We start from the raw sequence: 13475 nt of genomic DNA, 5'->3' as shown, positions 1-13475 counted from the left end.
GAAGCTCCTACCCCGCTGTCGCTTCGATTTCATCGAGTCTGCTCTGCCGACGGCCGTACACAACACTCAAGAGAACGCCGAAAACTACCAGCACCATTCCGGCCAAAACCATCAATCCGTGCGTTTCGCCGAATACGATCCAACCGATCGCGAGTGCATAAACGAGACCGGTGTAATTAACGATCGCCACGCCGGCGATGCGTTCGCGTTGCAGGGCGTCGGTCAGGAATACCTGCCCAAGCTGCGAAAATACTCCGATCAGAAACAAAAACAGCCAATCCCATCCAGTCGGCATTTCCCATACAAAAAACAGACTTATAGCTCCAACGATCGCACCGATCAGTTGGAAATGCAGCACGACCGTCAACGGATGCTCTTTGCCGCGAAGACTCCGCACCAGATTATACGCAACGCCCGAGCAAAATGCTGAGATTATGCCAAAGATCAGATACTTAAGCTCGATCCGCGAGTCAAACTGCTCGATCAGCAACACGCCCGAAAACGCAATCGCGTAAAAGAACCATTGCGTCGGCCGCACACTCTCTTTCAGCACAAATATCGCGATCGTCGCGGTGAATATCGGTGAAAGGTATTGTATCGTCTGCGCCGAGGCGATCGGCATTTGCTGCAGTGTGACAAAAAAGAAATAGAGTGCCGTCGTGCCAAAAACTCCGCGAAGTACCAGCATCAGGTGATTAGTCCCGAGCAGGTTCGCCTTCGCACGCTTTAACCCCCAGACGCAGAACGCCGTCGCCACGATGCACCGAAAAAAGACTGTCTCCATCGCCGGAATATGAGCGACTTGCTTGACGAAAGCATTCGCCATAAAGAACGAGATCGTCGACAAAAACATCGAGCGCACGCCGGGCGTCAGAATTTGGGTATTTTCCGCCAAACTATGAGGTTAGATTTTTTGGACAAAAGCCGCAACTCCGAACTAGTTTCCGGGATGCAGTTTCAGCCATTCGGCCCGCAGCAGAAAGCTGCCTTCGGTGACGATCCGGTCGCCGACCTTTAGGCCTTCGAGTACGACAAAGCGGCCGCCGGATTCGCTGCCGAGCCGAACGAATCGAAGAGCGAAAACGTTCGCCTCACTCGTCGCGGCAAAGACCATTTGGCGATTGCCGATCATTTGCACGGCAGATGCAGGGATAACGGGAGCGGTCGATTCCGCATTGCCCATCGACGCAAACGATGCATTGACGTACATCCCGATCTTGAGCATCCGGTCGGGATTGTCGAGCTCGACCCGAACTTGCACGGTGCGGGTTTGAGGATCGATATTCGGATCGATATACGCCACGCTGCCGCGAAATACACGGCCCGGATACGCGTCGCTGGTGACACTTGCTCCGCTGCCCTGCCGGAGTTTCGCAAGATCATTCTCATAGACCTGAGCAATGACCCAGACCGACGAAAGGTCAGTCACCTTGAGCAGGTCTTTGTTAGGCTCAACGATCACACCGGGGTTGATATTGCGCTCCGTGACCGTACCGGAAACCGGTGCGGTCAGAGCGATCTCCGACGATATCTGCGACGGTGACCGGAGGGCGCTGACGCGGGCTCTTGAGAGCCCGAGCAGGACAAGCTTTTCGCCGGCCGTCGCCCGCTCCACCTCGGCGTTTCGCATTTTGACCGCCGCCAGTTCAAATTCACTGCGTCCGATCGGATTGAGCCTCGCGACCTCGATCGCCCGTTTATGATTTTCGCGGGCCTGCGTCACCTCGGCCTCCGCAGTTTTCATCTTTGTCGTCGCCTGTTCAAACTCTTCGCGGCTCGCTGCCCCGATCGCCAAGAGCTTTTGTGTTCGTTCGTGTCGCCGCAAGTTTTCGCTCAGCTCGGCTTCGGCGATCTTTAGTTTGGCGGCCGCCATATCAAGTTCTGCCCGGCTTACCGGATTGAGTTCGGCGAGCTTTGCCGCACGATCGTAAGCTTGTTTCGAGGTGGCAACCTCGGTCGCCAGAGCAATATACCGCGACTGTGCGGCGGCGAGTTCGTCACTGAAAACGACAGCGACCGTCTGGCCCTTTGACACGCTTTGCCCCAATTCGACGTTGACCCGCCGCACGACGCCGCCTAGCAGTGAGATGACAGGCGTTTCGCGATAACCGTTCGCTTGCACAACGCCGGTCGCGGCGACGCTCTGGGCTTCGGCCGACATTGTCTCGCCCACTGAATCGATCTTGATGCCCGCCCGCTCGACCTGTTCCGCCGGAATCGTGAGCGTTTGCTCGCCCGCAGGCATTGAGGTTTCCGGATCGCTACCACCGAAAGTTACGGTTTTCGGCGTCGGCACCGCCTGGCCGCCGGCCCCGGGCCAAAATAGATAGCCAGCACCGAGCAATATAAGCAGTGCAAGAAACGCTCCACCTATGACCAGCGGTTTATGGTTCGACGGCTTCTCGGCCGTGATCCCCTGTGTTTCGATCCGGTCTATTTTCTCGTCATTCATTTTTTTATCAGTTCTGCCGAATTTGCCGCCCGCAATATCTCAACGCGGGCCAGATATGTCGCCATTTGCAGATCGATGAATTCATTCTCGATCTCGATGTAGCGTCGCTGCTCTACGAGATAAGCGACCAGATCACGTGACCCGAGTTCGTACGTTTGCCGTATAACATCGAGGTTTGCATTCGCCTGCTCGCGTACGCCCGCTCGAAATATCGCCATTGCCTTCGCTGTGCTTTCAAATCTTGCATATCCCACCGCGATCTCGCGCCGGATAACCAGTTCGCCAAACTCACGCCGATTTCGAGCGGCCTCACGGTCGGCGGCGGCGGCCTCGATCATGCCTTGATTGCGGTTTCGTACTGGCAGTTCGAGCGTGACGCCAAAGGTGAAAAAATGCATCAGATCTTCGATCGGCATCAGATCGCCCGCGTTCGTGAATCCGTTCAGCGGAAAGCCCGACCGCATTCGCTGATAGCCGGTCTTAAGGCTAGCGTCGATTCGTCCGTCCGCCTTGGCGAGCTCGATCTTTGCAGTCGAAAGTTCCTCGATCGAACGCATTGCCGCAAGGTCAGGTCGCGTCAGCAGAGCCACTGCGGTCACATCCGCGATCGGCGGCAATGCGTCGATCATATTGTTAAAATCACCGCGGATCCGAAGCGGCTCTTCCGGCTTGAGTCCAAGTAGATTACGGAGTTCGAGCAGAGATATTTCGGCTCGACCCGCTTCCGTTTCGCGTGTCGAACGCAGTCGATTGACCTCGACCAACGTCATATTTTCTGCGAGAGGAGCGGTCTTGCCCTCGGCGACGCGTGCGTGTACGAGTTGTAGCCCTTCGATGGCGGTCGCCAGTATCTCGTCCGCAAGGCCCAGTTTGAACGCCGCCGCAAGCGACTCGCCAAATTTTATCCTGACGTCCGCCGCCAGCATACGTTCGCGTTCCTCGACGGCCTTTTCGCGGATCTCGAGTTCACGCTCGGCGACCTTTACTCGTGCGGACCGTCGACCGCCAAGCTCAAGCGGCAGCATACCCTCGACCATCAGGCTGTTATCCATTCCCTTGATCTGACGAGTACCGCTGATATCAACGCTCGGATTGGCACGCAGTCGGGCTTGTCTGATCAACGCTCTCGCGGCGTCCCGCTCGTTTCGAAGTGCGGCAAGGTCGCCGTTGCTGTCGAGTGCCGCCCGAACTGCCTCATCCGCCGTCATTCCATTTGCCTGATCGAGATACCTTGTGGCGGTGACCACCGGACGTGAGGCAGGCGGCGAAGCCTGTGTCCACGCGCACTCCGCCCCGACGGCAATGACCAGCAATACCATCAGCAAACGGATCCATCTGTGATTCGAGTTGGACATCTGTTTACCGCACGATCAATTTGCCCCGCATCATATTCATCCCGCACGTAAACCCGATCGTTCCGGTCCGCTTTGGCCTAAATCGGACAACGACCGCCTGATTCAAAGGCAGCGGTTGATTGATGCCGTGGTCCGGAATCACGATTTCGGTGCCGCAGGTCTTTTCGGTTAGCCTTATAAACGTCAATCGTGCCGGCACACCGCGGCGAAGTGGCACGCTTGCCGGCGAATAGCCCGTTTCGGTGATTTCGATACGTGCCGACTGTGACCGCGGTCTAATTTTCGACTGGGCATTCGCCGCCGACGCAAGCACCGCCAGGCTAAACACCACCAACGCTGATCTCAAATAGATATTTTTCATAACTCCTCGTGTTCCTTTTTCAATTTTCTTTCGTGGATCCAATAAAAGATGACCGGTGTCACGACCAACACGTGCAGGAGGCTCGACACCATTCCGCCCAAGACAGGCGTCGCAAGCGGCTTCATCACTTCCGCACCGGCACTCGTGCTCCACATTATCGGCAGCAGACCGGCAACGACCGTCGAAACCGTCATCACTTTCGGCCGAAGCCTCAGCAGTGCTCCCTCGATCACCGCCTGCATCAGATCAGCCTTTGTCAGTTTGCCGAGTTCCCTTTGCTTGGCCTCGACCGACTCATTGAGATAGATGACCATCACAACGCCCGTTTGCACCGCCGTGCCAAAAAGTGCGATAAAGCCGACCCAGACCGCGACCGAAAAGTTGTAATCGAGTGCCCACAAGAGGTAAACGCCGCCCGTCAATGCAAACGGTACCGCCATCAGCACGTGCGCGGCCTCGATCACCGAATTGTACGTCAGATACAGCAGCCCAAATATCACGATCAGCACCATCGGCACGACCAACAACAACCGCGAACGAGCACGCTGTTGATTCTCGTATTGGCCGCTCCAGTTGATGTAGTACCCTTCGGGCAACTGCACCTGATCCGAGATGGCCTTTTTAGCTTCATCCACAAAACTGCCGACGTCTCGGCCCCGAACATTGAGCAGCACCGTGCCGCGCAAAAGTCCGTTCTCGCTTGAGATCATATTCGGGCCCAACACGGTCTGTACGCTGGCGAGTTGGTTGAGCGGGATGGCGTTGCCGTTCGAGGTGATGACCGGGATCCGGCCGATCGCATCACCATCCTTGCGAAACTCCGGAGCATACCGCACACGCACCGGAAATCGCCTTCGCCCCTCGATGGTGACAGCGAGGTTCGTCTCGCCGATGCCGGTCTCGATGACTTGCTGGATCGTCATCACGTCGACGCCGTAGCGAGCGGCGGCCTGGCGGTCGATCTTGATGTCGATATACGGTGCTCCGCCGATCTGTTCGGGATAGACGTCGGCACCGCCGGGCACGGTCCGAGCGACATCGGCGACCTTTCGCGAAAGGTCTTCGAGTTTGTTGAGGTCATTGCCAAATATTTTAATGCCGACCTCGGATCTGATGCCGGTCGATAGCATCTCGATGCGGTTGATGATCGGCTGTGTCCAGATATTGGTCACGCCCGGCATTCTCAGTGCATGATCCATCTCCGAGATCAACTTTTCGCGGGTCAGGCCGGGCCGCCACTCTGACTGCGGTTTGAGGTGAATGATCGTCTCATTCATATTGACCGGTGCCGGATCGGTCGAGCTTTCGGCTCGGCCTGCTTTGCCGACTGCCAGTTCAACCTCGGGTATCGTTTTCAGGATCCGATCCTGTTTGCTCATAATTTTGAGAGCTTCGTCGATCGAGATCGCCGGATCGGTCACCGGCATATACATCAGATCGCCCTCATTGAGCTGCGGCATAAATTCATTGCCGATGCTCGTCGCCATCAGGACCGCACCCAGAAAAAGTACAAACGCGGTCGCCACGGTCAATAAGCGGTGCTTTAGCGCGAAAAGCAGCGACGGCTTGTAGATCGCGTGCAGAAACCGCATCACCGGATTGGATTGCTCCGAGTGAAATTTGCCGCCGAGCAGAAATGTGCAGAGCACGGGCACGAGCGAAACCGCGATTATCGTCGCTCCGACCATCGCAAATGTCTTGGTAAACGCCAGCGGATGAAACAGCTTGCCCTCTTGCCCCTCGAGTGCAAAGACCGGTATGAACGCCAAAATGATGATCGCCATCGAAAAGAAAACGGGCCGCCCGACCAGCTTTGTCGACTCAAGCACGGTGTCCCAAACGGCTTTTCGATCCTTCGGGTCGACCTTGTTCTTCTCCAGGAACCGAAACGCGTTTTCGGTCACGACAATGCCGGCATCGACCAGCACGCCGATCGCGATCGCGATCCCCGAGAGCGACATCAGATTAGAACTGATGCCCATAAAATGCATAAACAGGAACGACAAAAGCACCGATAGCGGCAGCGGGATCGTCACGATCAGGATCGAGCGAAAATGGGCGAGAAACAGGATATGTGCCAGCGTGACAAGTATCAGTTCCTCGATCAGGGCGGTCTCAAGCGTACCGGTCGCCCGCTTGATGAGGCCTGTTCGGTCATAAAACGGTACGATCCTGACGTCTTTCGGCAGACCGACCTTGAGTTCCTCGAGCTTTTTCTTGATGCCGTCGATCACGTCGAGCGTATTTACGCCATAGCGGGCGATCACGACACCGCCGACCGCCTCCTTGCCGTCCTTATCGAGGGCACCCGTGCGAAATGCGTCGCCGATCTTGACCTCCGCGACATTTTTGACATAGATCGGCGTGCCGTTTGCCGAGCCGATAACGACGTTTTCGACATCGGCGGTGGATTCGATCAGACCGATCCCGCGAACGACGGTCCATTGCCCCGCTTGCTCTACGACGTTGCCGCCGACGTTGTTATTAGATCGCTGAACGGCCTCGATCACGGTCGAGATCGGTATGTTGAGCCCGCGCAGTTTATTTGGGTCCACATCGACCTGATATTGCTGTACATAGCCGCCGACGGACGCGACCTCCGCGACGCCGGGCACCGAATTGAGCTGATATCGCACAAACCAATCCTGCACGGTCCGCAGGTCACGCAGGCCGACCGTGTCACTCTCGAGCGTGTACCAGAAAACCTGCCCGACGCCGGTCGCGTCCGGCCCGAGTGTCGGCACGACACCATCCGGAAGTTGCTTGGCGACCAGATTAAGCCGCTCGAGCACGCGGGTCCGGGCCCAGTAGAGTTCGACGTTGTCCTCAAAAATGACGTTGATCATCGAAAAGCTAAACGCCGAACTCGCCCGCACGACCCGCACGCCCGGCATTCCCTGCAGGCTTGTGACCAGCGGATACGTCACCTGATCTTCGACCTCCTGCGGCGAGCGTCCCGCCCAGTCGGTAAATACGATGACCTGGTTGTCCGAAAGGTCGGGGATCGCGTCGATCGGGGTATGGATCAGTGCCCAATACCCCCAAACGCCTGCGCCCAGAAACAACGCGAGCACGAGCACGCGGTTTTTCAAAGACCATTCGATGATGCGGTTGATCATAATGCCTCAGGCGAACTATTCGGCCACGAGTGGGATCATCGTCTTGCCCTTTCCGGCCGGCCCTTCAAAAGCGATCTGAGCCTGCCAGTCGCCGAGCATACTGATCCGGACCTTGCCGCTGTAAACGCCCGGCGTGCCGGTTGTCGTGAGCGTCGCCGCCTCGTTCATCGCGGCCATCGAGCCCATCTCCGGCATATGAAAGTTCAATGACGCGGCCCCGACATCCACCGCCTTGCCGTCCGCGTCGGTAAACGCCATATTGAGGTCTTGCTGGCCGTTCTTAAGCTTGCCGCTCTCGCTCGACAGCGTCACCGTCATCCCCGTGCCGATCGGCCCGCTCTTGATCACCTGGCCCTTGACGGGGTTTTCCGCAGTCGGTTTTGCACCCGAGCCACACGCCGCTGCGAATGCCGCCAGGATAAGCATCGCCGTAAATATAATTGTTCTCTTCATAGTGTTTTTCTCCGTAGTTTGATCTTAAAACGCAACAAAAAGCCCGCCAATGCGCACGTCCGCTGGACGCACCAAAGGCGCGGCTTGTGTATTATGGCAAAGTGCTCACCCGGCGGACGTCTGCCCGCAAAAATAGGCGCACTTCGCCATCAGAAACTAGATTCTAAAGGAATGGTGTTGGAGGTATCTGGGGCTTGAGGACGGAGCAAAAGCCCGCGTCTCATAGTTGGACGAAGCCGGCAATTCCCTGCCGCCGGCCGCAAACATCTCGGCGATCTGCCTGCGGATCGAGTCCGTGACATTGATCGAACCGACTGCAAGATTGACCGAAAACGCAGACGAAACCGGTGCCGGGTCCGTGCAGTTAAGTGCACAACACAACCTCGCCATCGTCACCTTGGTCGAACTGTCGCGATGCTTTGCCTTAGGGCAGCAATTCATCATCCCGGCCTTCTCCTCGTGCATCGGCATGCCCGAAAGCACCCCGCCCGCCAGAGCGAAAATAACCAAAAATGATGCAAACCACCTCTTCATCCTCACCCACCAACTATATTCGCCCCAGCCAAACCTGTCAAGCACTTTCAAAATTGCATAAACCGCCCGACCGTCGTAAAAAAATAAATCAAACTTGCTTCCCGATTCTGATATCATTACCATTCATCTCAATTACAACCGATTCTGCCGTATCCCGAAACGCTACTTCGCGCGATCCATTCGACCCCGTGTCTGGAGGCAGAAACTATTAAGCAGTGGCTCGCAATCTCGGGTGACGAACGGATGCAAGAGTTGGCCGATCCATTCGCGGTCGGTTGATATGTCTAGGTGGACTTGATGAAAAAAAATGAAAAGCCTGAGCAACTGATACCGCCGCACGGTGGTTATCGGAAACTGAAGAGCTTTCAGGTGGCTCAGTTGGCGTATGACGTGACGGTCCGTTTTTGTGACAGGTACATTGACAAACGCAGCCGGACGCATGACCAGATGGTGCAGGCCGCCAGAAGCGGCGTCCAGAATATTGCCGAGGGCAGCCAGGCCAGCGGAACTTCGAAAAAATTTGAGCTAAAGCTAACGAGCGTCGCCCGGGCAAGCCTCGAAGAACTAAAACTCGACTACGAAGATTTTCTGCGGCAACGCCGCCTGCCAGAATGGCCCCGCGACGATATACGCCGGGCAATGCTGATCGACAGCAGGCCCAAAACGGCTGACGATGTGGCGGAATGGGCGAGGAAGATTAAAGAAAGTGGACAGAGTGGACTAGATGGACATAGTGGACAGGATCGGGAGTCCATTGAGTCCACAGCGTCCACAATGTCCACCTTTCCGGAGATCGCCTCTAATGGTGCTCTGGCACTGCTCGCGGTGGCGTGCAGCCTGCTCGACCGACAGATCGCGACGCTGGAAAAGGGCTTTGTTGAGGAGGGCGGTTTTACCGAGCGGCTTTACCGCGTCAGAAAGGCGGCAAGAGGAAGAGGTAAGAGTTAGTGGACAAGAGTGGACAGGGTGGACGGTATGATTGTCCACTGAGTCCACTCATCCCACAGAAAACCTATGAACGAGGCCGACACCCGTGCAGAACTGGCTTCGGCCCGCTCAGCCACCGATAGCAAAAACACTTGACTAATAACTTGACTTATGCTTGACTTATGGGATGAGCTTTGTGCCACAGTTCACGATTACCGCACAGCTTCTCTCTCTGAGCGAGAAGGTGGCTCAGCTTCGCGAACGCATTCAGTCGGCTGCGGTCGAACTGTCGTGGATACCGGCACTTCAAAAGGATACGCGTGTCCGTAATGTGCACGCGTCAACGGCCATTGAGGGCAATCCGCTGACGCTCGAACAGGTCAGAGCGCTGGAAGAGGGCCGCACGTTGACAGCACCGGGCGACCGCTCACAGCGTGAGGTGCTCAATTATTTCGCCGGCCTGCGTTATGTGGAGCTGAGTGCACGGAAAAAACGCATTCATCACGAGCACCTTTTTACCCTGCACCGAATACTTGCCGACGGTGTTATGGACCAGGGCGAAGCCGGACGGTACCGCAGTATCTTTGTTCGGGTCGGCGATCACATCCCTCCGCCGCCTGAGGATGTTTCGGGCCTGATGATGGAGCTTCTGGATTGGTGGAATAAGGAATCGACCGAAATATCGCCGGTGATAAGCTCCGCCATTCTGCATCACCGGTTCGAGTCGATCCATCCTTTTGCGGACGGCAACGGGCGGACGGGACGTGCTCTGGCCCTGTGGGAACTGTATCGGCGAGGGTTTGATACACACCATATCTTTTCGGTGGACGAATTCTACTGGGAAGATCGTCCGGCATATTACGCCGCTCTATCGAAGGTTCACAGGTCCGGCGACGATCTGACCGGATGGCTCGAATACTCGGCAACGGGCCTGGTGAAAACGCTTGAGCGGGTTTGGATCCGGGTTCAGGCCGTCAAAGGCGAACCCGGCAAAAAGCTCGTCCTGCGTCCCCGGCAGGAACAGCTTCTGCGTTTGCTGGCGGATCACGGTAGTATGTCACCAGCCGAGATCTGGGAAGCACTCGGAGTCTCGCGCCAGGGGGCGATGGACCTGCTACGGCCTTTGATAGAAGCCGGGATGGTCGAAAAAACAGGCGGCAAAAAGACCGGACGTTATAGCCTGCGAAAGTAATGAACGAGGCAGATACAAGAGCAGAATTGATCGAACCACAACTCAAGGCAAGCGGCTGAGGCGAGGTCGCCGAAATCCGCTCTACTTTCATCGATTTTCAACAGTTCCTCTATCAACGCAAGGTCGCATAAGTTTTGATCAGAACCGAATTGTGGACCACTTGACCCATTGCGGTCCTTTGGGGCAGGGCAGTTTTGGGGAAGTGTAGGTTTTATGCGGGTTTGGGGGCGGTTTTGGTGGTCCATTTTGTAGTCAAATTGTCCCACAAAGGGCGGTTTTTGGGACAAATGGGGCAGAAAAGGACTGTTTTTGGGGTGGATTTCGGGTGTTTTTAGGGCAAAAGCGGTGGTTTTTGATCGGAAATCGCAGTTTTTGGTGCCGATTTTGGCGTTTTTAACTCCGACAAATCGTACGGTTTAGCTCACATAGAGCTTTTTGGAAGGACGCATCGGTGCTAGGACTTCGGTTTATGTGTCGTTTCGCCGCAGCCACAATCGTGGCTACAGTCCGATTTGGTGGAAAATGATCTACGCTTGTGCCAGAGCGTAACCGCGCCGTAAAAGGCCGCTGCGGCTATGATGGCAAAAACGATTATCGTCTGTATAGACATTCTATTGATCAGTTGTCGCTGGCTTCTAATAAGTTGCCACTAACTAAAGCTAACGGCAACCTATAGATCTCTGCGTTAACTAACGCTCGAAGCTTTACGCTAAGGCCGCAAAGGCCTGAATCCGCTATCCAAAGCCAAGCAATCTGCCGCCCTGATAGGTCAGCAAGGCCGCGATGTAGGCGAAGCCAGTCATATAGACCAGCATAAATATCGGCCATATCCACGAGTTAGTCTCACGGCGCACCACTGCCAGCGTGGACATACACTGCATCGCCAATACAAAGAAAACCATCAGCGTCAACGCGGTCAGTGGCGTCCACGTCGGGCGTCCGTCGTCGGTCTTGGCGTCGCGTACGGCCGAGATCAGCGTCTCGGACTCTTCGTTTTCGTCCTTGCCGACGTTGTATATGATCGAGAGCGTCGAGACCAGCACTTCGCGGGCCGCAAAACTCGCGATCAGCGCAACGCCGATCTTCCAGTCAAACCCAAGCGGAGCAATCACCGGTTCGATCGCGTGACCGAGCTTTCCGGCGTAACTGTGCTTTAACTGTTCAGACTCCGATAGCGGCGTGTCGGCGGCGACTTCCCCGCCGGTCGAATCAGTTTGCACTTTCACACTCACGTTTCCGCCTGTGGGGATCGGAGCCGGGCCGTTTCGCGGAAAATACATCAGTGCCCAAAGTATGATCGAAATCGCCAGGATCACCGTACCCGCACGCTTGAGAAACAACCACGCCCGCGTCACCATATTCTGAAACACCGTCCGCAGATTGGGCAGACGATACGGCGGCAGTTCCATAAGGAACGGCGGTGGCGGTGCCTTTAGGAGCGTGCGCTTTAGGACGAATCCCGTTGCGATCGCCGCGATGATGCCGATCGAATACATTATCAACATCAGCAAAGCGCCGATCGATACAAACCCAAAAACATATTGGCCGCCGAAAAACGCACCGATCATCAGCGTGTACACCGGCAAGCGAGCCGAACAGCTCATAAACGGAGCGATCATTATCGTCGCAAATCGATCACGCCGACTCTCGATCGTACGCGTCGCCATTATGCCCGGTATCGCACACGCAAAACTGCTGATCAAAGGCAGAAATGCCTTGCCGTGAAGCCCGACACGCGACATTAGTTTGTCTAGCAAAAACGCCGCCCGCGACATATAACCGCTGTCCTCAAGCAACGATATAAACAGAAATAGCAGTAAAATCTGCGGCAAAAATACCACAACGCCGCCGACGCCCGCAACGATGCCGTCCGCCACCAGATCCGCCAAAATTCCCGGCGGCATCTCCGCCCGAACAAAGTCGCCGAACGCCCCGAATCCCTTTTCGAGTAGATCCATAGGCAAACTCGCCCACGAAAATATCGTCTGAAAAACGACCAGCAAGATCGCTACCAGAATTATCAATCCGAAAAAGCGGTGCGTCAGGACACGGTCGATCTTGTCAGAGACGCGATGGCTCTTCTGATCGCTGTGCCACGTGGACTCTTGCACGGCGTTGGAAATGAAATTGTACCGGGCAAAGATCTTGCCGTGCGAACCGTCTTCATCGGTGTTGGCCGTGATCTCGTACGGCACGTCCGGCACCGTTCCGATCACCGAGGCAACCTTCTCAGCAAGTTCGTCGATGCCGCGATGGCTCTTGGCGTTTACCGATACGACCGGCACCTTCAATAACGCCGATAACATCTCAACGTCGATCTCGTGCTGCTGCTTTTCAAAAACGTCGATCATCGTCAGTGCCACAACCACCGGCACTCCAAACTCAAAAAGCTGCGTGACGAGATAGAGATTGCGCTCGAGATTCGTCGCGTCAACAACCGCTACGATCACGTCCGGTTTTGGCACCGAAGGCAATTCGCCGGTGATTATCTCACGCGCGATCTGCTCATCCAGCGAGGTCGCATCCAGGCTGTAAAGCCCCGGCAGATCGATCAGATTCGCCGCCGCACCACCCACGCTCCACGGCCCCTCTTTGCGCTCAACCGTTACGCCGGGATAATTCGCGATCTTCTGCTTCAGGCCGGTGAGAGCGTTAAACAGCGTCGTCTTACCGGCATTCGGATTGCCGGCGAGTGCGATCGTTAATGTGGATGTGTGAACAGATTGGTTCATTGATTGGCCAGTCCCTGCCGCCTCAAATGATGACCTCGATCGCATCCGCCTCCGTTCGACGCATTGCGAGACTGTATCCACGCAATCGAACTTCGATCGGATCGCCAAATGGGGCCGTCTTGATCACCCTAACCTCAACGCCCGGAACGACACCCATTTCCATCAAGCGGCGCGTGATGCCGGAATTACCAACAACCGCGGTTACGCGAGCGTCTTTACCGATCGGGAGATCGGTCAATGACATATGATCCGTTGTTGTTCCTTTCAATTTGTTCATTTTACGTATCGACCGACCAACACCATCATAGAACGGCTGCAAGTAAGAATCATAGAGTAATTGAAAATGAATT

General features: G+C 55.8%; 12 protein-coding genes. 2 read left to right on the top strand and 10 right to left on the bottom strand.

Annotated features, from left to right (window positions below):
• Window positions 1-7 precede the first annotated feature (7 nt).
• The 7 genes from IPQ00_06725 to IPQ00_06695 all read right to left on the bottom strand — a co-directional run bounded on the left by IPQ00_06725 (window position 8) and on the right by IPQ00_06695 (window position 8274).
• Window positions 8-895: a DMT family transporter gene (locus IPQ00_06725; protein MBL0240252.1), complete on the bottom strand. Its 888-nt coding sequence runs from the start codon at window positions 893-895 to the stop codon at window positions 8-10.
• Between the two features lie 42 nt (window positions 896-937).
• Window positions 938-2452, bottom strand: a complete 1515-nt coding sequence (locus IPQ00_06720; protein MBL0240251.1) for an efflux RND transporter periplasmic adaptor subunit — start codon at window positions 2450-2452, stop codon at window positions 938-940.
• Window positions 2449-3807 (bottom strand): TolC family protein, encoded by a 1359-nt coding sequence (locus IPQ00_06715; GenBank protein MBL0240250.1) that lies wholly within the window; start codon window positions 3805-3807, stop codon window positions 2449-2451. Before IPQ00_06715 ends, IPQ00_06720 begins: the two co-directional genes overlap by 4 nt.
• 4 nt (window positions 3808-3811) lie before the next feature.
• Window positions 3812-4168, bottom strand: coding sequence for a cupredoxin domain-containing protein (locus tag IPQ00_06710; protein ID MBL0240249.1), 357 nt, complete (start codon window positions 4166-4168; stop codon window positions 3812-3814).
• Window positions 4165-7287, bottom strand: coding sequence for an efflux RND transporter permease subunit (locus IPQ00_06705; GenBank protein MBL0240248.1), 3123 nt, complete (start codon window positions 7285-7287; stop codon window positions 4165-4167). Before IPQ00_06705 ends, IPQ00_06710 begins: the two co-directional genes overlap by 4 nt.
• Before the next feature lie 15 nt (window positions 7288-7302).
• On the bottom strand, window positions 7303-7740 hold the full coding sequence (locus IPQ00_06700; GenBank protein ID MBL0240247.1) for a FixH family protein: 438 nt from the start codon (window positions 7738-7740) through the stop codon (window positions 7303-7305).
• Window positions 7741-7896: 156 nt separating this feature from the next.
• Window positions 7897-8274, bottom strand: coding sequence for a hypothetical protein (locus tag IPQ00_06695; protein MBL0240246.1), 378 nt, complete (start codon window positions 8272-8274; stop codon window positions 7897-7899).
• A gap of 297 nt (window positions 8275-8571) precedes the next feature.
• Here IPQ00_06695 and IPQ00_06690 point away from each other — a divergent pair, with 297 nt between their 5' ends.
• The gene (locus IPQ00_06690) at window positions 8572-9222 is read left to right on the top strand and encodes a four helix bundle protein (GenBank protein ID MBL0240245.1); all 651 of its coding nucleotides are present in this window, start codon (window positions 8572-8574) and stop codon (window positions 9220-9222) included.
• Between the two features lie 175 nt (window positions 9223-9397).
• Window positions 9398-10393, top strand: coding sequence for a Fic family protein (locus IPQ00_06685; GenBank protein MBL0240244.1), 996 nt, complete (start codon window positions 9398-9400; stop codon window positions 10391-10393).
• A 454-nt stretch (window positions 10394-10847) separates the two neighbouring features.
• Here IPQ00_06685 and IPQ00_06680 read toward each other — a convergent pair whose 3' ends face one another.
• The 3 genes from IPQ00_06680 to IPQ00_06670 form a co-directional block, all read right to left on the bottom strand.
• Window positions 10848-11003 (bottom strand): FeoB-associated Cys-rich membrane protein, encoded by a 156-nt coding sequence (locus tag IPQ00_06680; GenBank protein MBL0240243.1) that lies wholly within the window; start codon window positions 11001-11003, stop codon window positions 10848-10850.
• A gap of 124 nt (window positions 11004-11127) precedes the next feature.
• Window positions 11128-13125 (bottom strand): ferrous iron transport protein B, encoded by a 1998-nt coding sequence (gene feoB, locus IPQ00_06675; GenBank protein MBL0240242.1) that lies wholly within the window; start codon window positions 13123-13125, stop codon window positions 11128-11130.
• Between the two features lie 22 nt (window positions 13126-13147).
• Window positions 13148-13369: a ferrous iron transport protein A gene (locus tag IPQ00_06670; protein ID MBL0240241.1), complete on the bottom strand. Its 222-nt coding sequence runs from the start codon at window positions 13367-13369 to the stop codon at window positions 13148-13150.
• Window positions 13370-13475: the final 106 nt, after the last annotated feature.

This window comes from Chloracidobacterium sp. (assembly GCA_016720705.1).
Taxonomy (GTDB): domain Bacteria; phylum Acidobacteriota; class Blastocatellia; order Pyrinomonadales; family Pyrinomonadaceae; genus OLB17.
Note: the sequence above shows the minus strand (reverse complement) of the source record. Positions and strands in the feature narration are given on the sequence as shown.